This window comes from Mesorhizobium sp. WSM4935 (genome assembly GCF_029625735.1).
Classification (GTDB): domain Bacteria; phylum Pseudomonadota; class Alphaproteobacteria; order Rhizobiales; family Rhizobiaceae; genus Mesorhizobium.
Window position 1 is genome coordinate 425334 of sequence record NZ_JARTVR010000002.1, and the last position, 25895, is coordinate 451228.

A 25895-nucleotide genomic window follows, 5' to 3' on the forward strand; every position below is an offset into this window, starting at 1 on the left:
ACAGGAATTCATCAGGCCGGATCGAATGGCGTGGCTTTCGAGAAGCCGGAGCGGAAGCGGACATTTAGTCCGTGAGCACCGGAAGTCGAGAAAGGCGCGGCAGTCGACCGGCCTCATGAATTCATGTCGGAATTTTAGGCGCAGACACGGTTGCGGCCTTGCTTCTTCGCCTCATAGAGCTGGCGGTCGGCGCGGCGATAAAAATCCTCCGCGCTCTCCTTGTGGTCCCAGACGGCAAGACCGACGCTGGTGGTGACCTTGAGCCGCACATTGCCCGACATGATCGACAAATTGGCGATCGCCTTGCGGATGCGCTCGGCAAACCTGGCGAGCAGCTCGACATCCATGTTTGGGGTGACGACGGCAAACTCCTCGCCGCCCAACCGCGCCACCACATCGTGATAGCGCGTCATGCCTCTCAGGCAGGTGGCGACGGCCCTCAGCACCTCGTCCCCGACATCGTGGCCATGCGTGTCGTTGACCTGCTTGAAATGGTCGAGATCGAGGATCATCAGCCCGACCGGCCTGTCGATGCGGCGAAACTCATGCAGATATTCGCGCAGCGCATCGTCGAAATAGCGGCGGTTCTGCATGCCTGTCAGACCGTCGGTGAGCGCCGCCTGCTCGAGCGTTTGCGAACGGGCGCTGAGCGAGACCGTCATGGCCCTGAGCTTGCCCTCCTCCCGCACCTGGCCGCGGATCAGCGGGTAGATGAAGAAGGTGCCGAAGAACAGCGCCGTCGCCAGAAGCGCTCCGGTAACGAACAGCAATTTGTTGAGATAGACAATTTTATCGACGCGCGATGCGGCATCGAGGTCGGCGGCTATTTCCTGCAATTGACCATAGGCATGGAAGGTCACCAGGCCCGCGGCCAGGATCACAAAAATAAACACGAAAAATGCGGATTCCGCCTTATGGAAACGCATCTGCTCCCCGCGGCACTGCAGCCCACTGAGGTTATGGCATGGCGGGCCTTACGGACGGTTAATCCGGACAACCTTGGCGAGAATTAGAACCGGGGACTTTAAGGTACTGATTGAAAAAGCTTTTGGTCAGTCCAGGGCAGCCGGTTCATCGCCCGGCCGCAGCCTGCGCCACTCCGCGCCCAGCTGGTGCCTGAACCAGGTGGACTGGCGCTTGGCATATTGCCGCGTCGCGATCTTGGCGCGTTCGATCGCTTCGGGAAAACCCGACTGTCCGGCCATTGCCGCCTGCAGCTCGCGCACGCCGATTGCTTTCATCGCCGGCAGGTCGGGGTCGAGGCCGAGCGCGATGAGCTGCCGCACCTCGTCGAGCGCGCCCTTGTCGAGCATCTGATCGAAGCGCGCCTCGATGCGCCGGACCAGCTGTTGCCGATCCGGCTCGATGACCAGAAAGCGCGCACTGTCGCGATCGATCAGCGGCCGGCCGCGCGCCGCCTGCCATTCGAGGATCGACCGACCCGAAGCGTCGAGCACCTCGAGCGCCCGCACGATGCGCTGGCCGTCGGTCGGCCTGAGCTGCATGGCCATAGCCGAATCCTCGTGCATCAGCAGGCGATGCAGCCTTTCGGCCCCTTGTTCCTTGAGCTCGTAGCGCCAGCGCTCGCGGACGGCCGCCGGAATGTCCGGCATGTCCGAAATGCCTTCGACCAGCGCGCGGAAATAAAGCCCGGTGCCGCCGACGAAAACGACCGGCCGGCCCGACAGGACGCCATCGTCGATCAGCTTCGTCACGTCGCGCAGCCAGGCGCCGGTGGAATAGGCCGTGGATGGATGCACATGGCCGTAAAGGAAATGCGGAACGCGCGCCATTTCGGCGGCGCTCGGCCGCGCCGTCAGGACGTCGAGCACCGAATAGCCCTGCATCGAATCGGTGTTGACGATGACGCCGCCATTGCGTTCGGCAACATCGAGCGCCAGCGCCGACTTGCCGCTGGCGGTCGGCCCGGCTATCAGGATCGCGTTCTTGATGCGGCCTTCGCCCGCCTGCCTGCCGGAATGTTCGATGCCGCTGATCGCCACTTTAGTGTCCCGTCCAGAAGCCCGCGCCGTGCCGGCCTCGCTTGCGAATATGGCCTTGCGGGCCGCCGGCGCAAGCGCCGTTCACTGGCTCGCCGAGGACGTCGCCTGCGATCTCGTTTTGCCGCAGACGCCGGATATCGGCGAAATGACCGCCAATCTGCGGGCCGCGCTGGCGTCCGAACCGGTCGACATCGTCGTCCAGCCCGCCGAAGGCAGGCGCAAGAAGATCCTGCTTGCCGATATGGATTCGACCATGATCGACCAGGAATGCATTGACGAGCTTGCCGACGAGATCGGCGTCAAGGATCATGTGGCGGCGATCACCGCGCGCTCGATGAATGGCGAGATCGCCTTCGAGCCCGCGCTGCGCGAGCGCGTCGCCCTGCTGAGGGGCCTCGATACCGCCGTGGTCGACCGCATCATCGCCAAACGGCTGACGCTCGCCGCCGGCGGTCGCGCCCTGGTGCAGACGATGCGCGCCCATGGCGCCTGGACGGCGCTGGTCTCGGGCGGCTTCGACGTCTTCACCAGCCGCATCGCAGCCAAGCTGGGGTTCCAGGAAAACCGGGCCAACCGCCTGATCGAGAAAGACGGGAAATTCACCGGCATGGTGGCCGAGCCGATCCTCGGTCGCGCCGCGAAGGCCGAAGCGCTGCTCGACATCGCCAAGAGGCTCGGGCTGACGACCGAGGATGCCATCGCGGTCGGGGACGGCGCCAACGATCTCGATATGATCCGTCTTGCCGGCACCGGCGTCGCCCTCCACGCCAAGCCGGCGGTGGCGGAGCAGGCGCGCATCCGCATCGATCACGGCGACCTGACCGCGCTGCTCTATCTACAGGGCTATCGCCGGGACGAGTTCGTCTTTTGAGGTCTCCGATGACGCCGATCCGCACCGAACGGCTGATCCTGCGCAACTGGGAAGAGCGCGACCGCGAGCTTTTCCACCGCATCAACTCCGACGAGCGCGTGATGGAGTTCTTCCCGTTCCGCCGCGACCGCGCCGCGGCGGACGCCATAATGGATGAGTTCCACTCCTGGATCGCCGAGGACGGCTATGGTTTTGCCGCCGCCGAGATCGCGGCCACCGGCGAGTGCATCGGCTTCGTCGGCCTCCTCGAAACCGATCATGTGCCCTCCCTGCCGGCGGGCACGATCGAGATCGGCTGGCGGCTGGCACCGGAATACTGGGGCAAGGGCTATGTCACCGAGGCGGCGGAGGCCTGGCTCGCCTACGGCTTCGACACGCTGGGCGTCGACGAAATCGTATCGTTCGCGGTCGCCGGCAATCATCGTTCGATCGCCGTCATGAAGCGGCTCGGCATGCAAGCCGACGCAGGCGCCGATTTCGATCATCCCGCTGTCCCCGACGGCCACCCGCATCTCAAGCGGCATGTCCTCTACAGGCTGTCGCGAGAGGCCTGGCAGGCACGAAAAAGGGCGGCTCGCTAGCCGCCCTTTTCATTGAAATCCAGTTGGTTAGGCGCGTTTCCGCGCTCAATCCATCCGGATCGTGACGAAGCGCAGTTCGCCGGTCTTCGAGGCCAACATCAGGAGTGCGTTCTTGCGGCCCTGCTCCTTCAGCGCGCCGATCCGGTCCATCACGTCCTTCGGCGTGCCGACCGATTCCTGCGCGATCTCGGTGATCACCTCGCCGGGTTGGATGCCGCGCTCGGCCGCCGCCGATTCCTTGGCGACGTCGGTGATGACCACGCCGGACACATCGGCCGCGATACCGAATTTCTGCCGCGTCTGATCGTTGAGCTCGCCGACCGTCATGCCGAGCACCGAGGCCGTCGATACCGGAGGCGCCGTCTTGTCGCCCTTGTCCTGGTCGGTGTTGCCGTTTTCGCCGCCGCTGGCGAGCTTCTCGCCGTCCTCGAGCCGGCCGAGCGTCACCTTGACGGTCTGCTCGACGCCCTTGCGCACGATGACCACGTCCACCGCCTTGCCGACAGGGCTTTCGGCGACGACGCGCGGCAGGTCGCGCATTTCATGGATATCCTTGCCATCGAACTTGATGATGACGTCGCCGGCCTGCACCGAACCGTTGTCGACCGGCCCGCCCTTGATGACGCCGGCCACCAGCGCGCCCTTGGCGGTCGCCATGCCGAGGCTTTCGGCGATGTCGTCAGTCACCGGCTGGATGCGCACGCCAAGCCAGCCGCGCCGCGTCTCGCCATACTGGCGAAGCTGGTCGACGACGCCCGCGGCGAGCTGCGAGGGGATGGAGAAACCGATGCCGATCGAGCCGCCCGACGGCGAGATGATCGCGGTGTTGATGCCGATGACTTCGCCGGCGGCGTTGAACAGCGGACCGCCGGAATTGCCGCGGTTGATGGCGGCGTCGGTCTGGATGAAGTCGTCATAGGGGCCGGAATTGATGTCGCGATTGCGTGCCGAGACGATGCCGACCGTCACCGTGCCGCCCAGGCCGAACGGGTTGCCGATCGCCATTACCCAGTCGCCCACGCGCATCTTGGTGGAATCGCCGAATTTCACCGCCGTCAGCTTGTGGCCCTTGGGATCGACCTTCAGCACCGCGACATCGGTCTTGGTGTCAGTGCCGACAAGCGTCGCCTTCAGCGTGATGCCGTCGGAGAAATTGACCTCGATATCGTCGGCGTCGGCGATGACGTGGTTGTTGGTCACCACGATGCCCTGCTCGGCGTCGATGACGAAACCGGAGCCGAGCGACTGCACTTTCTGCCCGCCGCCCTTGTCGCCGCCGCGGTTCTTGAAGAAATCGTCGAAGAAGTCCTGGAACGGCGAACCCTCGGGCAGTTGCGGCATCGGCACCGCGCCCGGTCCTTCCGTGCCTTTCACCGTCTGCGAGGTCGAGATGTTGACCACCGCGCCGAGCAGGCGCTCGGCGAGATCCGCGACCGAAGGCGGTCCGTCGGAGGCGATCGTCGGCGTGACGAAGGACGGCACGGCGACAATGCCGACCGCGAATGCCGTGGCGCCGGCGAAAACCATGCGCCGCGCCGCGCGCAACAGGGTGTCGGATATCATCGTGGCCTCCAGGTGGTTCTGAAAAGGAAAAGCGCATCCGCAAAGGCGCCTGTCCTGTTCATGTTGGCAAGAAATAAGGCACGTTTGCGGCTATAGCTATCGGCGAAAGATAAATCGTCAATCGCTGCGGCACCAAGGAATTTTCATTCGAGCAATTCCAGGAAGTGCTTAGCGGTTGGGCTCGGTGCCTTCGCCATAGGTTCGCTCCGGAATTGCATAAAAGCAAACAACTAGCCGCGGACCAGCCAGACGATGCAGACGCCGATGGCGATCGCCGCCAGCCCGCCGATCCGCAGCATATTTTCCGGCATCGACAGCACCTCGGCGGCGAGTTTCCGGGCCAAAGCCGGAAACCCTCCATAGACCAGCCCGTCGATCACCAGGACCAGGCCGATTGCCGCCAGAAAATCCTGCACCGCCCGCTACTGGGTAGCGCCGGGTTGCGTCGCGGGCGCGGCAGGTGCCGTCGCAGGCGCGGCGGATGCAGCCGGTGGCGCGGCAGGTGCCGGCACGGGCTTGCTGTCCGGATCGCGGAAGTAGCGGAAGAACTCGGACTGGGGAGAGAGCACCATCGTCGTTCCGGTGTTGTCCAGCGCCGTGCCGTAGGCGTTCATCGAGCGATAGAAATCGAAGAAGGCCGGATCGCGCTTATAGGCATCCGCGAAAGTCGCGCTGCGCTGCGCCTCGCCCTCGCCGCGCAGGATTTCCGATTCCTTCTGCGCCTCGGCGACGATCTCGACGACCTCGCGGTCGGCTCGCGCCCTGATGCGCTGCGCCGCCTCGTTGCCGCGCGCCCTCAGACGCTCGGCCTCGGCCAGGCGCTCGGCCTTCATGCGGTCATAGGTCTGCTGCGAGACCTCCGCCGTCAGATCGGTCCGGCGGATGCGCACATCCTCGATGTCGAGGCCGAGCGAGGTCGCGTCGGGACGAAGCTGATCGCGCACCTCGCGCATCATGTTGCCGCGCTCTTCCGAAAGAGCTGCCTCGAAGTCGCGCAGGCCATAGACACGGCGCAGCGCCGCGTCGAGACGCGTCTTCAGACGCGCCTCGGCCAGTTCGACCTGCCCGGACACCGCCGCGCGGAACGTGCGCGGATCCGAGATGCGATAGGCGATGAAAGCATCGACCTCGTAGAACTTGCCGCCCGAGACCTGGACGCGGATGTTGTCGAGGTCGAAACGCATCACCCGCTTCTCGACCATCTGCACGCTGTCGGCGTCGAAGAAGGCGAACGGCGCCTTGAAGTAGATGCCGGGCTCGTTCTTGACGTCGATGATCTCGCCGAACCTCAGCACGATCGCCTGCTGGCCGGCATTGACCACGAACACCGAGGAATAGAGCAAAAACAGAAGGACGGCCGCGATGACGGCGATGATGGGAAGACGGTTGGCCATCACTGGTTACCTCCCGTGGTGGCGCCCATGGTGGGCGGCGCGGGTTGCGCCTTGGGCTGCAAGGCGGGCAGCGGCAGATAGGGCAGCACACCCTGCCCGTTGCCCTGCTCCACGACGACCTTGTTCGAGTCCTTCAGGATTCTCTCCATCGTTTCCAGATAAAGGCGCTTGCGCGTGACATCGGGCGCCTTGGCGTATTCATTGTAGACAGAGATGAAGCGCTGCGCCTCGCCTTCCGCCTCCTGAACGACCCGGTTCTTGTAGGCCGCCGCATCTTCGCGGATCTGCGCCGCCTCGCCGCGCGCCTGCCCGAGCTTCTGGTTGGAATATTGGTTGGCCTGCTCGACGAACTTGTCTTCGTCCTGCTCGGCGCGCTGCACCTCGTCGAACGCATCCGCCACCTCGCGCGGGGGTGCTGCGTCCTCGATCGAGACCGCGTTGACCTGGAGGCCGGTCTTGTAGCCGTCGAGCGTGCCCTGGATGATCTCGCGCACCGCCGTTGCGATGCCCTGGCGATCATCGCGGAAGATGTCCTGCGCCGGACGCCGGCCGACGACTTCGCGCATGGCGCTCTCGGCCACCTGGGTCAGCATGCCGTCGGGATCGGAGACGTCGAACAGATAGGCTTTGGGATCGGAGACCTGGTAGGCGACCGAAAACTGCACGTTGACGATGTTCTGGTCTCCGGAGAGCATCAGCCCGGAGCCGCTGGTCGCGCCGCCGCCGATGCTGACGAGCTGTTCGGAGATCTTGGCGGTCTCGACCGTTTCGACCGGCCACCAGTGGAAATGCAGGCCTGGCTGCGAGAGCTCGGCCTTCGGCTGGCCGAAACGCAATTCGACGGCAACCTCGTCGGGCTGCACGGTGTAGATCGCCTTGAAGGCCCATAGTACGATGAGGGCCAGCGCGATCAGCCCGAGCACGGCCGGGCTGGCACCGCCGCCGCCCGGAAGCGCGCGCCGCAGCCTGTCCTGGCCGCGGCGGATGATGTCCTCGAGATCGGGAGGCGAACCCTGCGGGCCGCTTGGCCCTTTCGGTCCCTGCCCCCAGGGCCCCTGATTGCCGCCGCCGCCCCACGGGCCGCCGCCACCGCTCTTGTCGTTCCAGGGCATGAATGTCCTTTCGCTTCGGTTCCCTCAAGCCTTGCGGCGCAATCCTAGCGCATGACCCCGAAAACCGAAATTCGGTTTTCGGAAAGGAATCATGCGCCAAATCAAAGTTTTACCGCGTCCTTTTGCGCGTCCGGCTGGACGCGCGGCGCTGTAACACCGTTCTTCTATAGGGACGCCTTGGCACGCTTTCAACGCGATGTGCCACCGCCACCGTCCGATTTGGGCCGGTAGCGACCGTTTGTCGTCGTCAATGACCGTCGCGACGGCGTTGATAGACGGTGTAGCGCGTCGCGTGGCTGTCCTTCTCGCCGGCGGGAAAATCCTCGGCGCTGACGACCTGCCAGATGCTTGGGTCGATCGGCGGAAAATGCGCATCGCCGTCGACGCTGGCCAGCACATGTGTCACATGCAGCCGGTCGGCAAGCGGCAAGGCCTGGGCATAGATCTCGCCGCCACCGACCACGCAGATCTCCTCCGCCCCCGCCATGCAGCGGCCGCGCACCTTGGCCAGCGCGACCGCGTCATCCAGCGAGTGGGCCACCTCGATGCCTTCGGCGCGCCAGGCTTTGTCGCGCGTCACTACGATGTTGAGCCGGCCGGGAAGCGGCCGGCCGATGCCTTCATAGGTCTTGCGGCCCATGATGATCGGCTTGCCTATCGTGTCGGCCTTGAAGCGCTTGAGATCGGTGGAAAGCCGCCAAGGCAGGCCGCCTTCGCGGCCGATCACGCCGTTTGCAGCAATGGCGACATAGATCGCGATGTCCATCAGCCGCCGCTCCCGCCATTGTCCGACGGCTCGAGCAGCAGGATGTCGATGTCTCGCTCGGGATAAAAATCCTTCGCGGTGATCTCAAATGTGGTCGGCCCGACCTTTTTGACATTGTCGCCGCAGAAGGAGACGAGGTTTTTGGGGCTGCCCTTGTCGATGGTCAGCTTGAAATTGCCGATGATGCCGGATGCCCAGTTGCCCCCCGTGGTCAGGATGTAGGCGATCCGGCTCTCGTAATATTTCGGATAGCCGTCCGGATTCGCCTTGGCCGCCTTGCGCACCGCGTTGTCGAACGTCTCATCCATGCAATAGCGGCTCTTGTAGCTTTGATATTGCGGGTTCTGGAACTGGCCGTCCGAGAAGAAGCTGACCGAGGAGGTGCCGCCGACGCTGGGCTTGTAGCGGTGCGAGACATGGACGTCCTTGTTGGCCGGGAAGGTCGAGCGCCACCAGTAGGTCGAGCGCAATTGCCAGAACGGCACATAGGCGGTCTGCATGCCCGAGCCGTCGTCGGCGGTATCCTCGATGATTATGCCGCGGTCTTCCCAGTCCTTGGCGACATCCTTGGGCAGCTTCGCCAGCGCCGCCTTGGCGGCATCGCCGAACGGATAGAGCGGCACGTTCTGGGCCCTGAGGTCGGCGGTGATGTCGATGCCCAGCGCGAACGCCCTTTGCTCGAGCTGCGGCTTCGCGTCGACCCCGTCGATGGTCACCTCGAAGCCGAGGAAATTGTCGCTCTGCGCCTCCGGGATCGCCGGCATCTCGTTGGGATCGCCCTCGATGTCGGGCATCGGGAACGCGACGATGGAGCTGACATCCTTGTCGGTGTTGTTGCGGAAGACATAGTCGACCGTCACTTTTTCCGGCGAGATGAAAAGATCCTCGCTCTGCATGGCCACGGCGTCGCTGCGCGACAGGATCAGGCCGCCGGTGCCAAGCTCGGCGACGGAATCATTGGCGAAGGCCGGCGCGGCCAGGACTGCCAGCGCTGCGGTCAGTACGATGCGTACCATGGACCCCTCCTCGACGGCGATAACGGTATCTTTTCATCTACCGTCTCGGTGCGGCGTTTCAAAGCCCTTCGTCACGGGTACTTCTGGACACCGCGCCGCCGATCGGGCAGGAGATCGCCATGCGCAAGCTTCTCGTCATCGGCATCGGCGCCGGCAACCCCGACCACATGACGGTACAGGCCATCGACGGCCTGAACCGCGCTGACGTGCTGTTCATTCCCGACAAGGGAGCGAAGAAGAACGATCTTGCCGATTTGCGCCGGCATATCTGCGACCGCTTCGTCACCAACCCGAAATCGCGCCGGGTCGAGTTCGATGTGCCGGTTCGGGCCGAACCGACATCTTCCTATCGCGTGACGGTCGACGACTGGCACGAAGCGATCGCCGAGATCTACGAAGCCCTGATCCGCGACGAGCTCGCCGAACACGGCTGCGGCGCCTTCCTGATCTGGGGCGACCCGTCGCTCTATGACAGCGCGCTGCGCATCCTCGAACGCGTTCGCCTGAGGGGCAATGTCGGGTTCGAGCTCGAAGTCATCCCCGGCATCACAGCGATCCAGGCGCTGGCCGCCGCCCACGCGACGGCGCTCAACCGCATCGGCGATTCGATCCTGGTGACGACCGGCCGCCGGCTGACCGAAGAAGGACTGCCCGTGAATGCCGGCTCCACGGTCGTCATGCTCGACGGCAAATGCGCCTTCAACACGCTTGCCGACAAGGACCTCATCATCCAGTGGGGCGCCTATCTCGGCACGCCGGACGAGATCGTCATTTCCGGCCGCCTGGGTGATGTCGGCGCCGAGATCGAGAAAATGCGCGAAGAAGCCCGGCGCAAGAAGGGCTGGATCATGGATACTTATCTGCTGAGAAAGCCGGAGAAATAGGCAATAGGCAGTAGGCAGTAGGGAATAAATAGGCGGTAGGGAGCAGCGAACTTACCGGTATCGCATCAAGCGGCTCCAGAACATGACACCTACTGCCTACTGCCTACTGCCTACTGCCTACTGCCTACTGCCTACTGCCTACTGCCTACTGCCTACTGCCTACTGCCTCATCCCGCATCGATCTCCGCCTGCAGAGCCTGCATATGCACGGCGGCGGCCGATGAAGCGGCTCGCTCTATGGCGCGAAAGCGGCTGACGACCGCTAATCCCACCGATGTCAGTTGCGCGCCGCCGCCTTTGCGGCCGCCGGTCTGCGCCGCGACCAACGGCTTGCCGAAGACGCGGTTCATGTCCTCGACCAGGTCCCAGGCATGCTTGTAGGACATCTCCATCCCGCGCGCCGCGGCCGAGATCGAGCCGAAGGCGGCGATCTGTTCCAGCAATTCGATCTTGCCCGGGCCGATCCGGCCGTCGGGGTCGAGATTTATCCGCAGGCTCAACGATGGCATGTCCTGTCCTCCGCGATCATGCCGAAATTACCTTCTCCGCCGCCAGATCGCTATTCCAAATCAACATAGCGATATGCTCTTTCGTCAACCATGCGCCTCAGCCGGCAGCCCTGCCCCGGTCGTCGCGCTGTCGAAGCTCACTGTCTTGATCACCGCGAACACCTGGCGGCCAAGCGCCAGACGAAGGGTGTGTTTGGATTGTTCGGTGATACGCGCCAGCACGATCGCGCCATTGCAGTCGACGGCGATTTCCACCGTCGGCCCGATGCCCGGTCTGACGGCTGTGATCGTTCCCGCCAGAATGTTGAGCGCGCTGAGGCCCGCGGGCTGCTCGGTGGCGATCATGACGTCGCGGGCGCGGATGCGAATGCGCACCGGAGCGCCCGCCGTCTGCGCCAGTTTCGGCACGCGGATTTCGCCGGCCTGCGAGGCAAGCACCGTCATACCGAAAGCCTCGTCATGGCGCAGGACTTTGGTGTCGAGCACCGCTCCGCCCTCGCCGCGCTCCTCCGCCGGCAAAAGATCCAGCCGCTGCATGATGGCCTCGGTCGGCCCCGCGGCCGCCAGCTTGCCTTGGGAAAGCACCACGACGTCGCTTGCCAGCCGCGCCACCTCGGCGACGGAATGGCTGACATAGGCGATCGGGATCTTCGTCTCGTCGCGCAGGCGTTCGATATAAGGCAGGATCTCGGCCTTGCGCGCCTCGTCGAGCGAGGCGAGCGGCTCGTCCATCAGAAGCAGTTTCGGGCTGGCAAGCAGCGCGCGGCCGATGGCGACGCGCTGCTTTTCACCGCCCGACAGTTTCGCCGGCCGCCGGTCGAGCAGATGGCCGATGCCGAGCAGGTCGACCACCGCGTCCATCTTGGCGTAGCGCTCGGAGGACGGCGTGAACCAGCGGCCGTAGCGCAGATTGCCGGCGACGCTCATATGCGGGAACAGCCGCGCATCCTGGAACACCATACCGATCCGGCGCTTGTGCATCGGCACGAAGATCCGCGCGTCGGTGTCGACCAGCACCCGCCCGTCGACGCCGATGCGGCCCTTGTCCGGGCGGATCAGGCCTGCGATCAGGTTGATCAGCGTCGACTTGCCGGAGCCTGACGGCCCGAACAGTGCCGTCAGCCGGCCGGCGCTCTCGAAACGCGCTTCCAGGGCGAAATCGCCCAGCTGATGGTCGATATCGACGGAGAGCGTCATTCGATGTCCATCCGCCGGCCGACGCGCCGCGCCAGCACTTCCGAGGCGATGAGGGCGACCATCGAGATGGCGATCGAAATCAGCGTCAGCCGGAGCGCGCCCTCGTCGCCGCCGGGGACCTGTGTGAACGTATAGATCGCCGAAGGCAGCGTCTGCGTTTCGTTGGGGATGTTGGAGACGAAGGTGATGGTGGCGCCGAATTCGCCCATCGCCTTGGCGAAGGAAAGGATCGCGCCGGCGATCAGGCCGGGCAGGATCAGCGGCAGCGTGATGGTGGCGAACACCCAAAGCGGATTGGCGCCGAGCGTTCCGGCGGCGGCCTCCATCTTGCGGTCGACGGCCTCGATCGAGAGCCTGATCGCCCGCACCATCAGCGGAAAACCCATGACGCCGCAGGCCAGTGCCGCGCCCGTCCAGCGGAAGGAAAAGATGATGCCGAAATGCTCGGCCAGGAAGGCGCCGGCCGGGCCGCGCCGGCCGAAGGTGAGCAGAAGCAGATAGCCGGTCACCACCGGCGGCAGGATCAGCGGCAGATGCACCAGCCCGTTGAGCAGAGTCTTGCCCCAGAAACGCCCCCGCGCGAGCAGGAGCGCAAGCAGGATGCCCGGCGGCAGGCTGGCGATCATCGCCACCGACGCCACCTTGATCGACAGGCGGACCGCATTCCATTCGTCGGGAGTGAGGTCCAGCAGCCAGTTCATAGTTGCGTTTGCGCGGTCTTTCTCAGTTGCTCGGCGCGAGCACCGTGAAACCCTGCTCCCTGAAGAGCTCGGCGGCCTTGGCCGACTCGACGCATTTCAGGAAGGCAGCCGTACCCTTGTCCTTCGAATCGGCGGTCTGGGCAATCGGATAGATGATCGGCGGGTGCGAATCTTCCGGGAAGGTGCCTACCACCTTGACGCCCTTTTCGGCATGCGCGTCAGTAGCGTAGACGATGCCCAGCGCCGCCTCGCCCGTCGACACCAGCTTCAACGCTGCACGCACATTCTCGGCCTGCGCGACCTTGCCCTCGACCGACGACCAGACGCCCAGCGATTCCAGCGCCGCCTTGCCGTATTTGCCGGCCGGCACGGCCTTGAAATCGCCCATGGCAAGCTTGCCGTCGCCGATCAGCTTGGCAAGGTCGAAGCCCTTCTCCACCTTGGCCTCGACCGTGGAGTCCTTCGGCGCCACCAGCACGATCTGGTTGCCGAGCAGCTTCACCTCGGTGTCAGGCTTGGTCAGCTTCTTGTCGGAAAGATATTTCATCCAGTCGAGATCGGCCGATACGAACACGTCGGCCGGTGCGCCGCCTTCAATCTGCTTGGCCAGCGCCGAGCTTGCCGCGTAGGAGATAGTGGCGGCTTCACCGACTTCCGGCTCGCAGGCCTTGTTGACGGCGTCGAGCGCGTCCTTAAGGCTCGCCGCGGCAAAGACGACCACCTTGTCGTCGGCATGGGCCGCCGGTGCCGCCGCCATCAGCATTGCCGTCAGGCCGCCCACAGCGGCCGCCTTCAGCCTGAAACCCTTGCCCGTCATGAAGTCTCTCCCTGGTTTCAAATCCGTTCGGCCAAAAGCCTCCGATCGATATATCCGGATGAACATAACAAGGAAAGGTTTTTCGCCTGTCGTGGCATTGTGCGCCGGTGCGGCCTACGCTGAATGCGAAACGGGACGGTGAAGCTCGAAGGAGAGACGTATGAAGATCAGCGCCCGCAATATCCTGAAGGGTAAGGTCACGGAGATCGTCAAGGGAGCCACCACCTCGCATGTCCGGATCGACATCGGCGGCGGCGTCATCGTCACCTCCTCGATCACCAACGAGGCGGTCGCCGATCTTGCGCTCGAAAAAGGCAAGCAGGCCTATGCGGTGATCAAGGCCTCGGACGTCATGGTTGGCATCGACTGAGAGTTAAACGGCGATCGGCGCCTTGATGTTTGCATCCGCAAAATAGTTCTCAAGGCGGAAGTCCTCGAAGCGGAAGGCGAAGAGGTCCTTCACCTCCGAGTTGATCCACATCGTCGGCAGAGCCTTGGGCGTGCGCTGCATCTGCTCGCGCGCCTGCTCGAAATGGTTCGAATAAAGATGCGCGTCGCCCAGCGTATGGACGAAGTCGCCGGGCTCCAGCCCTGTCACCTGCGCCACCATCATGGTGAGCAGGGCATAGGAAGCGATGTTGAACGGCACGCCGAGGAAGATATCGCCCGAGCGCTGGTAAAGCTGGCAAGAGAGCCGGCCCTCTGAAACATAGAACTGGAACAGGCAGTGACAGGGCGGCAGCGCCATCGCCTCGACTTCGGCCGGATTCCAGGCCGACACGATCAGCCGGCGCGAGTTGGGATTCCGGCGTATCTCCTTCAAAAGATTCGCGATCTGGTCGATCTCGCCGCCATGCCCATCCGGCCATGAGCGCCACTGCTTGCCATAGACCGGGCCGAGATCGCCGTTCTCGTCGGCCCATTCGTCCCAGATGGTGACACCGTTGTCGTTGAGATATTTGATGTTGGTGTCGCCGGCCAGGAACCACAGAAGCTCGTGGATGATCGACTTCAGATGCAGCTTCTTGGTGGTCGTGACGGGAAAGCCGCGCGAAAGGTCGAAGCGCATCTGATAGCCGAACACCGAGCGCGTGCCGGTGCCCGTACGGTCGCCGCGGTCGACGCCGTTCTCCAGCACATGCTTCAACAGGTCGAGATATTGGCGCATCGGCTCTGCCTCGATTCGGGTGACAGGCAATCATACCCGACCGACAGCCGGTCGAACACCGCAAAGCAGGCTCCGGATGCGGATCGCACCCAAAAATCCAGGGTGCCGGCACGGTTTCGTGCCGGCCGCCGGGTGCCTGTGGCTTACAGAGAGCCGAGTTTGCCGAGGTCCTTCGCGACCAGATAGTAGAAGGTCACGCGGCTCTTGGTGTTGTCGGCATGCATCGCCTTGCAGGTTTTCTCGATCGAGGCGTTGGCCTTTGCGGCATCGGCAACGCCGAGCTTCTTGCCGATCCAGTTCTCCCGCACGCGGTCGAGTTCCTTCGGGTCGGTGCAGGACACCAGCGAGGAATCGCGGTTCCTCAGCGCAATACCCAGATGCTTGACGATCTTATCGACCGCCTCGGCGCTGGCGCCGGCATCGTATTTCTTCACATCCGCAAGATAGTCGGCCATCAAACTTCCCCTCGTCGGCGCCACCGATCCGATCGGTGAGGGTTGTGGCGCGCCGCGCAACCTGTGCGCTAGGTCAGAGACTCCTCACCGGGAGCGAGATTTGATTGAGCAGGCGCGCAAGTCAACCCTTGGCTGCACAGTTTGGCATAACCGGATAAGCGCCGGTTTGGCCTTTATTTTTCCCTCATCGCTCCCTATATTCGCTTCGTCGGCTTGACCGACTATGGCGATAAACAGGCGATGAAATAAGCCGTTCGGACCCGGGGGCGGTACCCGGCGCCTCCACCAAAAACCGCTCTGGCTGACGGAGCGGCTTTTGCTGGGGGCGAAATAGGATCGACGAAGGTGTAAAGATCGTACTTTCGCCCGGCATTGTACCACCGTCATCGGGCTAAACTTATAGTTGCCAACGACAACTATGCGGAAGCTCGTCTCGCTGCTTAATGCGGCGCGAACGCTTCAAATCAAGTCCTAGCGGTTCGCACTTCTAGGCGGGGTTCGGAGGTACCTGGCAACAGAAACCTCCACCTTCCCCCTCCTTTTGCTTCTTCCCAATCGACCGAACGGCCAAGCCTGGTCCGGCGCTCGATGCGCGGCGCACAGCCTTGCCGCTCACCACCCATGGAGAAGCGATGCAAAACGATTCCGACCGATTCTTCGTGCTGACCGGCGGCCCAGGCTCGGGCAAGACCACGCTGATCGAGGCGCTGCGGACCCAAGGCTTTGCGACGGTCCCCGAGGCCGGGCGCGGCATCATCCGCGACCAGATGGCGATCGGCGGCCCCGCCCTTCCCTGGCAGGACCGCGCGCTTTTTGCCGAGCTGATGCTGGCGTGGGAGCTGCGCTCCTGGCACGCCGCGCATGCCGAACCCGGCCCGGTCTTCTTTGATCGCGGCGTGCCCGACACGGTCGGCTATCTCAGGCTCTGCGGCCTGCCGGTGCCCGATCACGTCACAAGCGCGGCGCAAAAATTCCGCTACGCGCCCCGTGTCTTCGTCGCGCCGCCATGGCCGGAGATCTTCACCCAGGACGAGGAGCGCAAGCAGACGCTCGAGGAGGCCGAGCGCACGTTCCGTTTCGTCACCGGCGCCTATGCGGAGCTCGGCTACGAATTGGCCACCTTGCCCCTTGCTTCGCTCGAAGAGCGGGTGCGCTTCGTTATCGATCAAACAGGCCTGCAATAAAAAAGGCCGGACAAGCCGGCCTTTGGGGGTTGTTTCGAGGCGCCCTACTCCGCCGGCGCTTCCACCGCTTCGCGTGAGCGGCCGAGCGTGAGCTTGGCCAGCGTGAACGAGATCACGGCGCAGAGCGTGATGCCCGCCACCATCGGCAGCGGCGTGCCGTCGAAGAAGATGCCGGCGACGCCCATCGCCAGCGCGCCGATGGCGAAATGCAGCGTGCCCATCAACGCCGAGGCCGTGCCGGCGATCTCGCCATGCTCTTCCATCGCCAACACCGAGGTGGTCGGGATGACAAGGCCGAGGAAGCCGTAGCCGACGAAGAGCAGCGCGGCCAACACGTCGAGCCGGTCGACGCCCGAGGCCATGATCGCGAACAGCGCGACCATAACCGTGGCATAGCCGGTGACCGCCACCCAAACGACGCGCTTCAACCCGAAGCGGTCGGCGAGCATCCCGGTCAGTTGCGACATGCCGATGAAGGCGACCGCGTTGATCGAGAAGAACACGCTATAGACCGACGGCGACAGGCCGTAATGGTCGATCAGGATGAAGGACGAACTCGACAGGTAGACGAAGAAGCTCGCAATGCCGAAGCCGGCGATCGCCACCAGGCCGAGGAAGTTGCGGTCGCCCATCAGGTAGCGGTAGCCGGCAAGCGCCGTGCCGAACGACGAGCCGGCGCGCTCTTCGACCGGTCGCGTCTCCTTGAGCGAGGTGGCAAGCAGGATCGTTGCAAGCGCCGCGGCGCCCGTGACGGTCCAGAACACGGCGCGCCAGCCGAAACTTTCGATGATCTGGCTGCCGGTCAGCGGCGCCAGGATCGGCGAAACCGAGAACACCAGCATCAGAAGCGACATCAGCTTGGCGGCCTCATTGCCGGTGTGCAGGTCGCGCACGATGGCACGCGGCACCGCCATGCCGGCGCTGGCGCCGAGGCCTTGCAGGAAGCGGAAAGCGATCAGCCACTCGATGTTAGGTGCCATCGCCGAGCCGACGCCGCCGACCATGAACAGCGCGAGGCCGGCATAAAGCGGCGCCTTGCGGCCGACCATGTCGGAGATCGGCCCGACGACGATCTGACCGAAACCCATCGACAGGAAGAAGATCAACAGGCTCATCTGCACGGCGGCGGTGCCGGCATGCAGGTCCTGGCCGATCGAAGGCAGCGCGGGAAGATACATATCAATCGCGAACGGCCCGATCGCGGACAACAAGCCGAGCACGACCGCGATGCGGAGGAATTTGGGACTCATGATAAGGCTCTTTTCGGATCTGGTTGCCGCCGCGAATACCGGCGTCTGAACCCAGGACGTTCCATCCCGCGGAAATCCTACATTCCAGAGCGAACTCATTCGCCTGTCAGGGCGAATGATATTCGTCTCTCCAATGGGATTCCCCTTTGTTGTGTCCACAAATTTAGACAGGCTTGTCCAATTCGTCAATCACCGCTATATAGATTTTCATGAAGCACGGCGTTTCTCCTGACACCTTCCCGCCACGCAGCCACGAGGCCAAACGCGTGTCGGTGGTGGATGCCGCCGCTTCCGTCTTCTGCCGCGAAGGCTATGCCGGCGCCAATATCGACCTGATCGCGGCCGAGGCCGGCGTCTCGCGCCAGACCGTCTATAATCATCACGGCGACAAGGAAAAGCTCTTCGTGGCCGTCGTGCGCGACCTGACGGAGCGCTGCAACGCCGGCATCTTCGCCACCATCGCCAGCTTCCCCGACCAGCCCACGGACCTGGAAGCCGACCTGATCGCCTTTGCCGTGCGCATGAACCGCAATTGCATCTGCAACCGCGACGGCCGTTTCTTGCGCAAGCTGATCCAGGCCGAAGGCGAGCGTTATCCGGAACTGTTTGCCGAATGGCGCGAACAGGGCCCGGGCCGCACCTGGTCGGCGCTTGCCGCGCGCTTCGCCCGGCTTGCCTTCGCCGGGCATCTCGCGATCGGCGACCCCGACGTCGCGGCGCGTCAGTTCCTCGCCCTCGTCAACGCCGAACTTCAGATCACTTTCATGCTGGGTGGGATGCCGACCGAGGAAGAAGTGCTGCGCTCCGCCACCAACGGCGTGCGGACCTTTCTCAGCGCCTTCGCCAGGAAGAAGTCGCCAGCCGGCAAACAGGCGGCGCTCGTTCACGCCTGAACGATCAAATCGCCGGCACCCCTCTTGGCCTCACGCCTTTGCGCCTATATGCGGTTTACGCCGCGCTCAAGCTTGATTACAGCTATGCGGACGATTCAACGGAACCCGACCATCACATGGCCGACGACCACATCCGCTACGACATTCTGGCCCAGGAGGCTCTGCGCGGCGTCATGCGCAAGGTCCTGGCCGAGGTCGCGCGCACTGGCCTTCCGGGCAATCATCATTTCTTCATCACCTTCCTGACCGGCGCGCCAGGCGTGCGCATCTCGTCGAGGCTGCGCGAGCGCTATCCGGAGCAGATGACCATCGTCATCCAGTTCCAGTATTGGGATCTGAAGGTGACGGATGCCGGCTTCGAGGTCGGGCTTTCCTTCTCCGACGTTCCCGAAAAGCTCGAAATCCCCTTCTCCGCCGTGCGCGGCTTCTACGATCCGTCGGTCAATTTCGAACTCGAATTCGACGTCAAGACGGAGAACGCCGAAGACGAGGCTGCCGCTCCGGCGCCCGAGCCGGTTACCGTCGTTCCGGAGAAGAAGCCGGAAACGAAGAAGAAGGCCGCCGAGGCCGAGAAGAAGCCGGCGGCCGCCGAGACCGGCGGCAAGGGCGCCGACGTCGTCTCGCTCGACGCCTTCCGCAAGAAGTAGCGCGGCGTCATGGGCGAGGTCGTCAATCTCCGCCAGGCCCGCAAGCAGAAGGCGCGCATCGAGAAGGAACGCCAGGCGGGCGAGAACCGGGCACTGCACGGCCGCTCGAAGACGGAGCGCGAGCGTGACCGGCTGACGTCGCAGAAGGCCGAGAAATTCGTGGCCGGCCATCGCCGGGAAAAACCCGACGACCCCGGCAAGCGCTGAATCCTGCAATGGCCGCGGTCGAAAAACGTTCGGTAACGATCCGCGGTCACCGCACCAGCTTTTCCCTGGAGCAGCCCTTCTATGACGACCTCATCGCCATCGCCGAGCAGCGTTCGCTGTCGCTCGCGGCCCTGGTCGCCGAGATCGACGAGACGCGTACGCGGGACGCGAACCTTTCGTCCGCGCTGAGGCTCTATGTGCTGGCCTGGGCGAAACGCGGCGGTAGCGCGACCTAAATCGCGCTGTCGCTGACGCCTTGGGGCGCCTTGCGCTTTACGCCGAAGCTGAGCAAGGCGGTGCGGTCGCGCTCCTCCGCCTGCTTTTTCGACCTTACCTGCATCATGTCTTTCCAGCCGATATAGCCGATGAGCCGTTCATCCTCGCGTGAGACGACCGGCAGGTGCGAGATATTGGCGTTGAGCAGCTTGTCGGAAAGCGCCTCCAGATACTCGTCCGGATAAGCGAGTGTGATCTTGCTGCCGGCGAGCAGTTCGCCGAGGGTCGCCTTGCGGTGCTTGCCGTTACGGCGCCAGCGCAGGATCGCCGGCGGATCGATGACGCCGAGCACATGTCCCGCTTCATCGATCACCGGGAAGCTCGGATGCCGAGTGTCCGGCGCGGTCAGGAAGGTCGCCGCGCCATGCAGCGTCATCGTCGCCGGCACGCTCTCGACCTTGGTCGTCATCACCTCCTTGACCCTGGTCAGGGCGAAAGGATCGACGCGGTATTCGCGCACCAGGTGATGCCCGCGCCGCGCCACTTTCTCGGTCAGGATCGAGCGCTTCATCAACAGCACGGTGACGGCATGCGCGGTAGCGCAGGCCGCGATCAGCGGCACCAGCACATGCGTGTTGCCGGTGAGCTCGGTGGCGAAGAAGGTCGCGGTGAGCGGCGCGCGCATGGTGCCGCCCATGGTCGCCGCCATCGCCAGCAGCGGCCAGAAGCCGGGGCTCGCCTCGGGCAGCATGCCCGAGAGCACCGCGCCCATAGCGCCGCCCATGATGAGCAGCGGCGCCAGCACGCCGCCCGAGGTTCCCGAACCCAGCGCGACCGACCAGATGACGGCTTTCACCACCAGAAGCAGCAGCGCCGCGGCGGCGACCGTGCGGCCGTCGAGCATGTTGGCGATGTTGTCGTAACCGACACCAAGCGCGTGCGGCTCGATCAAGCCGCCGATGCCGACCACCAGGCCGCCGATCATCGGCCACCACATCCAGTGGATCGGCAGCTTCAGGAAAGCGTCCTCGCAGGCATAGACCAGTTGCGTCAGCAGTCCTGAAAGCAGCCCGGCGGCAATGCCGACCAGCACCCAACCGCCCAGCCCGGCGATCGACGCCTCCATGGTGCCGGAGAACGGAAAGATCGGGCCCGGCAGGTGCAGCAGGGTGCGCTCGACTTCCGCGACGATCGCGGCGACGGCGACCGGGATGAAGCTGCGCGGCGTCCATTCGAACAAAAGCAATTCGACGGCGAGCATGATGGCCGCGATCGGCGTGCCGAACACCGTCGTCATGCCGGCCGCGGCACCCGCCACCAGCAGCGTCTTGCGCTCATTGTCGCTGACCGGCAGCATCTGCGCGATCAGTGAGCCGATGGCGCCCCCGGTCATGATGATCGGGCCTTCTGCGCCGAACGGTCCGCCCGAGCCGATCGAGATCGCCGACGACAGCGGCTTCAGCACCGCGACCTTGGCGTCGAGCCGCGAGCGCCCGAGCAGGATCGCCTCGATGGCCTCGGGAATGCCATGGCCGCGGATCTTTTCGCTGCCGAAGCGCGCCATCAGGCCGATGATCAGCGCGCCGATCACAGGCACGATCACGGCGGCGAGCCCAAGGGGCGAGTCCTCGAGCTTGAGTTCGGCCAGGGAGAACTGCCCGAAATAAGCGATGTTGGTGGCAAGCCTGATAAGCTGGAGGAGCACGATGCCGGCGAAGAGCCCGGCGGTCGCCACCACCACGGCGATGGCTGCGATGAGGAGCACGCGCGGATCGGTCGTGAAGTCGCGAAGATGGCCGTTGCCGGCATGAGCGGATTTCATGTTGGGAGCCCGAACTTTCTGGCGGCGCGAAGGCCGTCCGTTTCAGGTGGCCTCATATCGTAATACGATATAAATCTTCAAGCCGTTTTCGTGACCTGCTCCGCGTCATTTTGGAGAGGGATCGCGACGAGCTGTTGAGCTTTTGCGGGAAAGGACCATAAGTCGGGGAATGACGCCGCCGAAATCACGCCCCGCCATCAGCCAGGCCGACTACCAGCGGCTGTCGCAGTTCCGTTACCTGATCCGCCGCTTTCTCGAATTCAGCCAGGTCCAGGCCAATGAGGCGGGCCTCACGCCGCGCCAGCACCAGGCGCTGCTGGCGATCAAGGGATTTCCAAGCGGCGGACCTGTGGCTGTGGGCGATCTCGCCGAGCGGCTGCGCATCCGCCACCACAGCGCAGTGGAACTGGTGAACCGCCTTGCCGAGGCCGGTCTGGTCACGCGCGATCAGGACAAGAGCGACCATCGCCGCGTCTTGCTGCAGCTCACTCCTTTGGCCGACGATCGCCTGGCAGAACTGTCGGCCGCGCATCTCGACGAGCTGTCGCGCATCGAGCCGATGCTGCGGCGCCTGCTCTCGCGCCAGGAAGAGTCATAGGCTCCCCGGGATATTCGGATCAGTTCCGCCACGCGCGCGGCGTAAAGCTCAACCGCCGTCGAGCGACTTCAACAGATTGTCGATCGTGAACGGATTGGCCTTGGGCTTCGGCGGTGCTGGGGTCGAACCGTCATTGACGCCGGGCAGCGACCCGTCGACCTTCCGCGCTTGCTCGGCCGCCTTGCGTGCTGCGTCCAGCTTCGCCTGCTCCGCCTTCTTGCGATCGGCCTCGGCCTGCGCCTTGGCTGCCTCGTCCGCGGCCCGCTGCTCTGCCTCGGCCTTCGCCTGCGCATCGGCCTTGGCCTTGGCGTCCACTTCGGCCTGGGCCTTGGCGTCGGCTTCCGCTTTTGCCCTCGCCTCTTCGTCGGCTTTGGCTTTTGCCTCGGCTTCAGCCTGAGCCTGGGCTTCAGCCTCGGCTTTCGCCCTGGCTTCCGCCTCGGCCTTCTGCCGCGCCTCTTCCTCTTGCCGGCGCAGCTCCTCGGCCGCCCTGTCGCGCTCCGTCTGCAGCGCCGCGTAATAGCGCGCCTCGCGCCGCAGCCGCTGCTTCTCGAGCAGCGCCGCCTGCATGGCCTCGACCCGCTGCTGTTCTTTTTCCAGCGCGCGCTGCGTCAGGAATTGCGCCAGCGGACCGCTGTCGAATTGGGGGGCGGCCGCCCCGAGCGGACCGGCCAGGCTGAAATTGACAGCCGGTTCGGAACCGACCAGCGCCTCGTCCCCGGGGCGATAGGTTAATGTCCCCTTCGCCGTGACGGTGCTCGTGTTGAGATCGGCGGTCACGTCGGCGGACAGGGTCGCGCCGGGATTGTCGAGACTGATCGGCGGCGCCCGCAGCGTGCCGTTGGCGACGGTGAAGGCCACATCCGCGTCCCCCGCGGCAAAGCTGCCCTCACCGGCGATTTGCGGCGCGAACTCCGCCGTCTTGGCAGCGTCGATATCGCGTCCGATCGCATCAGCCTTGGCGATGATGGCGCCAAAGCCGTCCGGATTGATGCCGTCCACTTTCAATCCCTTCAGCGCCGCGGTGCCCGATCCGGACAAGGCGGCGATCATGGCATCGACCGATTTGCCGCTGGTCGACAGCGCCGCCGAAAGATCGCCGCGGCCGCCGATACCGGCTCCGGGCAGAACCGCGGAAAGATCGCCGCCGGCGAGCTTCATCTGGCCGGAGAACAGGCCGGTGCCCTCCGTGTTCTTCAAATCGAACAGGCCGGTTAAATCGCCGCCATAGAGCTTTGCCTTCAGGTCGGAGACGTGGATGCCTTCGCGGTCGAGCTTGAGCGACAATGAAGCGTCATGCGCCGTGGCGAAGGACCCGACGTCAAGCGCCGAGGTGTTGAGATCGAGATCGGCGTTGAACGGCAGGGCCGACTTCTGGCTGAACGGCGTGGTCGGCCACCCGCCCTTGGCCGGAGCGAAGGACTGGTCGCCGAACAGCGAGACCGCCAGCGGATCGAGGTCGAGCTCGTCGAGCGCCAGCGCTCCCGCAAGATGCGGCAGCCCGTCCTTGGCATCGATGTTGACGTCGCCCGACACTGCCGCCTTGTTGATCGAACCGGTGAGGCCGCTCAGCACCAGGAGCCCGTTGCCGAAATCGGCGTCGGCCGTCAGCGACGTCGATGTTCCGGTTCCCATGCCGGGCAGGCCTACCCCCGTCGTCATCAGCCACGGCTCGATATCGGCAGCATTGAGATTGACCTTGCCCTTGGCGGTGGGGCCTTGCGCGGTGTCGGCGACGGTCCCGTCGAAGCTTGCCCTGAAATCGTCGGCCGTCAGGTTGAAGCTGGTGGCGAGACCGCCGGCGACCGAGCCCTTCGCCGAGACGTCGGTGTTCGCGTGGCCGAGCATGCCGAGCGGCAGCGCCGGCAGGCCGTAAAGCGCAAGCAGCGTTGTGGCATTGTCGTTGCCGGCGTTGAAGGTGATCGACACCGGCGCCTCGGAGAGCTTGTCCGCCGTCCCCCTGCCGGAAAGCGAGGCCGAGAAGGCCGAGCCGCCTGCCTTGCCCTGGGCTGAGAGCGCCAGGCCGGTGGTGCCGTCGCCATTGTCGGCGGCGCTGGTCAAGAGATCGATGCGCGCGTCCTGAAACAGTTCGGGATAGGCGGCCGCACGGCTGGCCAGTCCCTTGAGCACGCCATTATCGGGATAGTGCTGGGCCGCGACATCGATTAGCGGCTTCAAATCGACCGCCACCACGGACGCGTTGAGCTTGCCTGTCGGGCTCTGCGGGAAATCCTTGATGCGGCCCGTGGCGCTGATCGAGGCGCCGGCCAGGCCGCCGATCGAAAGCCGGTCGATCTCGAGCAGGCCCTCGCGCAGCCGCAGCGCCGTGTCGACAGTGTCGGCCCTGAGCCCGCCCGCGCTCACCGGTCCCGCCTTGATCTGGAAATCGAGATCGCGATCGGAAAAGCGGTTGGCGCCCTTGTCGCTGATGAAGATCGAGGCGAAGGCCGCAAGCCCATCCAGGTCCATCTCGCCGCCGGTGAGCCGCATCAGCACCGATGGCCTGGCGCCATCCGGCTGGCTGGAATCGATGCTGCCGGAAAATTTCGCCTTGCCGAGGATGAGTTCGAGATCGCCGAAAGACTGTCGGTTCTCACTGAGATCGACCTTAGCCTTGAAACCTGCCGCGGGCAGCCTGCGGATGGCCTCGTCGACATCCTTGGACAGCCACGCGGCAAATCCGGAAGGCTGCCCGACGGCCAGCAGCAACGAGCCGGTAAAGCCGAAATGATCCTCGACGCTCAGCATGCCGTCGGCTTCGAGCGTCGTGCGGCCCGGCAGCGTCGCGGCAAGCGACTTGACCGCCCAGCCGCCTGCGACCGGCTCGGCCGACAGCCGCACGTCGCGCACCGTCGTGTCACCGGCCACCACCGCCGGCAGCCGAACCTCGAGCGTGCCCGGTATCGTCGGCTTCGGCATGTGCTGCAGCGTCTGCTCGAATGCCGCGATGCGCTGGTCGAGCGTGAAGCCTGAGCCGGTGGCTCCGCCGACAGCCTCATCGAACTGCACCTGGGCTCCGCTCGCCTCGACCACGAAATGCGGCTTCAGGCCGAGATCGACCGAGGCCTTGCCATCGGCCGTATAGGGATTGTCGAGCGGCCCGGTCTCGAAACGGAACTCGTCGACATTGAGCTTCTGGTGGTCGAGCGCGAACTTGCCGTTCAGCCGGAAGCCAGGGTCGGGCTTGCCGGTGCTGATCTTGACCGGCTCGCCGTCATTGCCGCGCAGCTCGACCGAATTCCTGTCGACATCGTTCTTGTCCGCACCCGAGATCTTGAACTGGCCGGAATAGACAGCGGCGCCCTTGACGATGCCGGCATTGCCGTCGGCTTCGATGATCAGCGGATAGGCATCGGGATCGGCTTTCAGCCTGAGCCGCATCTGGCCGTCCGGTTCCACCTTGCCGGTCGAGGCCGAGACGTCGGTGCGCAGGCCATCGAAGCGCAGCGTTCCGTCCATGCGCCATGGACCGGTGAGCGCCTTGGCCGAAATGGTCGAGTTGATTTCCGAGATCAGATGGCTGCGTCCGCCGGCGGCATGGCGAAGTTCGATCTGCCCGTCGGTTACCGACAGCTTTTCGATGGCGATCTGGCCAGGGTCGAAGGGCGTCGACGGCCGGATCGCCCAGTCGACGGTGCCGTCGCCGGCGACATCGATGATAGCCCTGGGATGCACCAGCCGCATGTCGAAGATCAGCACCTCGCCGCGCAGGAACGGCGCGAGCTCCGCATCCATGGAAAAGGTCTCGACCGTCATCGCGGGCTTGCCTTGCGGCCCGCCCGCGACCTCGACATTCGAGAAGGTCACCGACGGAAATGGCAACAGTCGCGCGGTGGCATCGCCCTTCACGGTCACCTTGCGGCCGAGGATGGCGCTCGCCTCGCGCTCGAAATCGCCGCGGTAGCCCGTCCAGTCGATGAAATACGGCACCACCAGCGCCGCGCACAGCACCAGCACGAACAGGCCACCGAAGATCACGAACAGGCGTGCGAGCATCTGTTTCCCGGGTTCAAAGAAAGCCGCACTCTACCCGCATCCGCGTGT

The 25895-nt window shown here is 64.5% G+C and carries 27 protein-coding genes and 1 other RNA gene; 11 read left to right on the forward strand and 17 right to left on the reverse strand.

Annotated elements, in window-relative coordinates; genetic code table 11:
* Nucleotides 1–134 precede the first annotated feature (134 nt).
* Both P9273_RS06320 and miaA read right to left on the reverse strand, forming a co-directional pair.
* Nucleotides 135–926, reverse strand: a complete 792-nt coding sequence (locus P9273_RS06320; RefSeq protein ID WP_278048120.1) for a GGDEF domain-containing protein — start codon at nt 924–926, stop codon at nt 135–137.
* Between the two features lie 126 nt (nt 927–1052).
* Complete coding sequence (gene miaA, locus P9273_RS06325; RefSeq protein WP_278048387.1) at nt 1053–1997, reverse strand: tRNA (adenosine(37)-N6)-dimethylallyltransferase MiaA; 945 nt, start codon at nt 1995–1997, stop codon at nt 1053–1055.
* Between miaA and serB the strand changes: the two genes are divergently transcribed.
* Nucleotides 1987–2874 carry a phosphoserine phosphatase SerB gene (serB, locus tag P9273_RS06330; RefSeq protein WP_278048121.1) on the forward strand — a complete coding sequence of 296 codons (888 nt, stop codon included), beginning with the start codon at nt 1987–1989 and terminating at the stop codon, nt 2872–2874. The two genes, miaA and serB, sit on opposite strands and share 11 nt — an antisense overlap.
* Before the next feature lie 8 nt (nt 2875–2882).
* Entirely contained in the window at nt 2883–3455 is a 573-nt protein-coding gene (locus tag P9273_RS06335) for a GNAT family N-acetyltransferase (RefSeq protein ID WP_278048122.1), read from the forward strand.
* A gap of 45 nt (nt 3456–3500) precedes the next feature.
* Here the strand turns inward: P9273_RS06335 and P9273_RS06340 are convergent, their stop codons facing one another.
* The 6 genes from P9273_RS06340 to P9273_RS06365 all read right to left on the reverse strand — a co-directional run bounded on the left by P9273_RS06340 (nt 3501) and on the right by P9273_RS06365 (nt 9306).
* The gene (locus tag P9273_RS06340; RefSeq protein ID WP_040999018.1) at nt 3501–5018 is read right to left on the reverse strand and encodes a DegQ family serine endoprotease; all 1518 of its coding nucleotides are present in this window, start codon (nt 5016–5018) and stop codon (nt 3501–3503) included.
* Between the two features lie 230 nt (nt 5019–5248).
* Nucleotides 5249–5434 (reverse strand): DUF2065 domain-containing protein, encoded by a 186-nt coding sequence (locus P9273_RS06345; protein WP_278048123.1) that lies wholly within the window; start codon nt 5432–5434, stop codon nt 5249–5251.
* 6 nt (nt 5435–5440) lie between these two features.
* Entirely contained in the window at nt 5441–6412 is a 972-nt protein-coding gene (gene hflC / locus P9273_RS06350; protein WP_278048124.1) for a protease modulator HflC, read from the reverse strand.
* Nucleotides 6412–7524, reverse strand: coding sequence for an FtsH protease activity modulator HflK (gene hflK / locus P9273_RS06355; RefSeq protein WP_278048125.1), 1113 nt, complete (start codon nt 7522–7524; stop codon nt 6412–6414). Before hflK ends, hflC begins: the two co-directional genes overlap by 1 nt.
* Nucleotides 7525–7771: 247 nt before the next feature.
* Entirely contained in the window at nt 7772–8290 is a 519-nt protein-coding gene (locus tag P9273_RS06360) for a dihydrofolate reductase (RefSeq protein WP_278048126.1), read from the reverse strand.
* Nucleotides 8290–9306, reverse strand: coding sequence for a DUF4424 domain-containing protein (locus P9273_RS06365; RefSeq protein ID WP_278048127.1), 1017 nt, complete (start codon nt 9304–9306; stop codon nt 8290–8292). The genes P9273_RS06360 and P9273_RS06365 overlap by 1 nt, the downstream gene beginning before the upstream one ends.
* Nucleotides 9307–9425: 119 nt before the next feature.
* Between P9273_RS06365 and cobF the strand changes: the two genes are divergently transcribed.
* Entirely contained in the window at nt 9426–10190 is a 765-nt protein-coding gene (gene cobF, locus P9273_RS06370) for a precorrin-6A synthase (deacetylating) (protein ID WP_278048128.1), read from the forward strand.
* A 167-nt stretch (nt 10191–10357) separates the two neighbouring features.
* On the opposite strand, the gene P9273_RS06375 is transcribed toward cobF, so the two are convergent.
* The 4 genes from P9273_RS06375 to modA form a co-directional block, all read right to left on the reverse strand.
* On the reverse strand, nt 10358–10699 hold the full coding sequence (locus P9273_RS06375) for a winged helix-turn-helix domain-containing protein (protein ID WP_040982165.1): 342 nt from the start codon (nt 10697–10699) through the stop codon (nt 10358–10360).
* An 84-nt stretch (nt 10700–10783) separates the two neighbouring features.
* Nucleotides 10784–11896, reverse strand: coding sequence for a molybdenum ABC transporter ATP-binding protein (modC, locus tag P9273_RS06380; RefSeq protein WP_278048129.1), 1113 nt, complete (start codon nt 11894–11896; stop codon nt 10784–10786).
* The gene (modB, locus tag P9273_RS06385) at nt 11893–12597 is read right to left on the reverse strand and encodes a molybdate ABC transporter permease subunit (protein ID WP_278048130.1); all 705 of its coding nucleotides are present in this window, start codon (nt 12595–12597) and stop codon (nt 11893–11895) included. Before modB ends, modC begins: the two co-directional genes overlap by 4 nt.
* A gap of 22 nt (nt 12598–12619) precedes the next feature.
* Entirely contained in the window at nt 12620–13414 is a 795-nt protein-coding gene (modA, locus tag P9273_RS06390) for a molybdate ABC transporter substrate-binding protein (RefSeq protein WP_278048131.1), read from the reverse strand.
* Nucleotides 13415–13574: 160 nt separating this feature from the next.
* On the opposite strand from modA, the gene P9273_RS06395 reads away from it, so the two are divergent.
* Entirely contained in the window at nt 13575–13784 is a 210-nt protein-coding gene (locus tag P9273_RS06395) for a TOBE domain-containing protein (protein WP_040995706.1), read from the forward strand.
* A gap of 3 nt (nt 13785–13787) precedes the next feature.
* Here the strand turns inward: P9273_RS06395 and P9273_RS06400 are convergent, their stop codons facing one another.
* Nucleotides 13788–14582 (reverse strand): thymidylate synthase, encoded by a 795-nt coding sequence (locus tag P9273_RS06400; protein WP_278048132.1) that lies wholly within the window; start codon nt 14580–14582, stop codon nt 13788–13790.
* 143 nt (nt 14583–14725) lie between these two features.
* Nucleotides 14726–15037: a DUF2853 family protein gene (locus tag P9273_RS06405; RefSeq protein WP_278048133.1), complete on the reverse strand. Its 312-nt coding sequence runs from the start codon at nt 15035–15037 to the stop codon at nt 14726–14728.
* A 168-nt stretch (nt 15038–15205) separates the two neighbouring features.
* On the opposite strand from P9273_RS06405, the gene ssrA reads away from it, so the two are divergent.
* Both ssrA and P9273_RS06415 read left to right on the forward strand, forming a co-directional pair.
* Nucleotides 15206–15566: a transfer-messenger RNA gene (gene ssrA, locus P9273_RS06410) on the forward strand.
* Nucleotides 15567–15669: 103 nt separating this feature from the next.
* Nucleotides 15670–16221, forward strand: coding sequence for an AAA family ATPase (locus P9273_RS06415; RefSeq protein ID WP_278048134.1), 552 nt, complete (start codon nt 15670–15672; stop codon nt 16219–16221).
* Between the two features lie 44 nt (nt 16222–16265).
* Here the strand turns inward: P9273_RS06415 and P9273_RS06420 are convergent, their stop codons facing one another.
* On the reverse strand, nt 16266–17471 hold the full coding sequence (locus tag P9273_RS06420; protein ID WP_278048135.1) for a multidrug effflux MFS transporter: 1206 nt from the start codon (nt 17469–17471) through the stop codon (nt 16266–16268).
* Nucleotides 17472–17680: 209 nt separating this feature from the next.
* On the opposite strand from P9273_RS06420, the gene P9273_RS06425 reads away from it, so the two are divergent.
* The 4 genes from P9273_RS06425 (at nt 17681) to P9273_RS06440 (ending at nt 19454) form a co-directional block, all read left to right on the forward strand.
* Nucleotides 17681–18364, forward strand: coding sequence for a TetR/AcrR family transcriptional regulator (locus P9273_RS06425; RefSeq protein ID WP_278048136.1), 684 nt, complete (start codon nt 17681–17683; stop codon nt 18362–18364).
* 116 nt (nt 18365–18480) lie between these two features.
* Complete coding sequence (locus P9273_RS06430) at nt 18481–19011, forward strand: SspB family protein (protein ID WP_278048137.1); 531 nt, start codon at nt 18481–18483, stop codon at nt 19009–19011.
* Between the two features lie 9 nt (nt 19012–19020).
* Nucleotides 19021–19218 (forward strand): DUF4169 family protein, encoded by a 198-nt coding sequence (locus tag P9273_RS06435; RefSeq protein WP_278048138.1) that lies wholly within the window; start codon nt 19021–19023, stop codon nt 19216–19218.
* 8 nt (nt 19219–19226) lie between these two features.
* Nucleotides 19227–19454 carry a ribbon-helix-helix domain-containing protein gene (locus P9273_RS06440; RefSeq protein ID WP_278048139.1) on the forward strand — a complete coding sequence of 76 codons (228 nt, stop codon included), beginning with the start codon at nt 19227–19229 and terminating at the stop codon, nt 19452–19454.
* Here the strand turns inward: P9273_RS06440 and P9273_RS06445 are convergent.
* Entirely contained in the window at nt 19451–21256 is a 1806-nt protein-coding gene (locus P9273_RS06445) for a chloride channel protein (protein WP_278048140.1), read from the reverse strand. The two genes, P9273_RS06440 and P9273_RS06445, sit on opposite strands and share 4 nt — an antisense overlap.
* Before the next feature lie 169 nt (nt 21257–21425).
* Between P9273_RS06445 and P9273_RS06450 the strand changes: the two genes are divergently transcribed.
* A complete protein-coding gene (locus tag P9273_RS06450) occupies nt 21426–21854 on the forward strand; it encodes a MarR family winged helix-turn-helix transcriptional regulator (RefSeq protein WP_278048141.1) in 429 nt (142 codons plus the stop codon).
* A gap of 48 nt (nt 21855–21902) precedes the next feature.
* On the opposite strand, the gene P9273_RS06455 is transcribed toward P9273_RS06450, so the two are convergent.
* A complete protein-coding gene (locus tag P9273_RS06455; RefSeq protein ID WP_278048142.1) occupies nt 21903–25847 on the reverse strand; it encodes an AsmA family protein in 3945 nt (1314 codons plus the stop codon).
* Nucleotides 25848–25895 lie beyond the last annotated feature (48 nt).

Coding starts and splice junctions, on each gene's coding strand:
- P9273_RS06320 (WP_278048120.1), bottom strand. CDS start 926: ATGCGTTTCCATAAGGCGGAATCCGCATTTTTCGTGTTTATTTTTGTG.
- serB (WP_278048121.1), top strand. CDS start 1,987: ATGCCGCTGATCGCCACTTTAGTGTCCCGTCCAGAAGCCCGCGCCGTG.
- P9273_RS06335 (WP_278048122.1), top strand. CDS start 2,883: ATGACGCCGATCCGCACCGAACGGCTGATCCTGCGCAACTGGGAAGAG.
- P9273_RS06340 (WP_040999018.1), bottom strand. CDS start 5,018: ATGATATCCGACACCCTGTTGCGCGCGGCGCGGCGCATGGTTTTCGCC.
- hflC (WP_278048124.1), bottom strand. CDS start 6,412: ATGGCCAACCGTCTTCCCATCATCGCCGTCATCGCGGCCGTCCTTCTG.
- hflK (WP_278048125.1), bottom strand. CDS start 7,524: ATGCCCTGGAACGACAAGAGCGGTGGCGGCGGCCCGTGGGGCGGCGGC.
- P9273_RS06360 (WP_278048126.1), bottom strand. CDS start 8,290: ATGGACATCGCGATCTATGTCGCCATTGCTGCAAACGGCGTGATCGGC.
- P9273_RS06365 (WP_278048127.1), bottom strand. CDS start 9,306: ATGGTACGCATCGTACTGACCGCAGCGCTGGCAGTCCTGGCCGCGCCG.
- cobF (WP_278048128.1), top strand. CDS start 9,426: ATGCGCAAGCTTCTCGTCATCGGCATCGGCGCCGGCAACCCCGACCAC.
- P9273_RS06375 (WP_040982165.1), bottom strand. CDS start 10,699: ATGCCATCGTTGAGCCTGCGGATAAATCTCGACCCCGACGGCCGGATC.
- modC (WP_278048129.1), bottom strand. CDS start 11,896: ATGACGCTCTCCGTCGATATCGACCATCAGCTGGGCGATTTCGCCCTG.
- modB (WP_278048130.1), bottom strand. CDS start 12,597: ATGAACTGGCTGCTGGACCTCACTCCCGACGAATGGAATGCGGTCCGC.
- modA (WP_278048131.1), bottom strand. CDS start 13,414: ATGACGGGCAAGGGTTTCAGGCTGAAGGCGGCCGCTGTGGGCGGCCTG.
- P9273_RS06395 (WP_040995706.1), top strand. CDS start 13,575: ATGAAGATCAGCGCCCGCAATATCCTGAAGGGTAAGGTCACGGAGATC.
- P9273_RS06400 (WP_278048132.1), bottom strand. CDS start 14,582: ATGCGCCAATATCTCGACCTGTTGAAGCATGTGCTGGAGAACGGCGTC.
- P9273_RS06405 (WP_278048133.1), bottom strand. CDS start 15,037: ATGGCCGACTATCTTGCGGATGTGAAGAAATACGATGCCGGCGCCAGC.
- P9273_RS06415 (WP_278048134.1), top strand. CDS start 15,670: ATGCAAAACGATTCCGACCGATTCTTCGTGCTGACCGGCGGCCCAGGC.
- P9273_RS06420 (WP_278048135.1), bottom strand. CDS start 17,471: ATGAGTCCCAAATTCCTCCGCATCGCGGTCGTGCTCGGCTTGTTGTCC.
- P9273_RS06425 (WP_278048136.1), top strand. CDS start 17,681: ATGAAGCACGGCGTTTCTCCTGACACCTTCCCGCCACGCAGCCACGAG.
- P9273_RS06430 (WP_278048137.1), top strand. CDS start 18,481: ATGGCCGACGACCACATCCGCTACGACATTCTGGCCCAGGAGGCTCTG.
- P9273_RS06435 (WP_278048138.1), top strand. CDS start 19,021: ATGGGCGAGGTCGTCAATCTCCGCCAGGCCCGCAAGCAGAAGGCGCGC.
- P9273_RS06440 (WP_278048139.1), top strand. CDS start 19,227: ATGGCCGCGGTCGAAAAACGTTCGGTAACGATCCGCGGTCACCGCACC.
- P9273_RS06445 (WP_278048140.1), bottom strand. CDS start 21,256: ATGAAATCCGCTCATGCCGGCAACGGCCATCTTCGCGACTTCACGACC.
- P9273_RS06450 (WP_278048141.1), top strand. CDS start 21,426: ATGACGCCGCCGAAATCACGCCCCGCCATCAGCCAGGCCGACTACCAG.
- P9273_RS06455 (WP_278048142.1), bottom strand. CDS start 25,847: ATGCTCGCACGCCTGTTCGTGATCTTCGGTGGCCTGTTCGTGCTGGTG.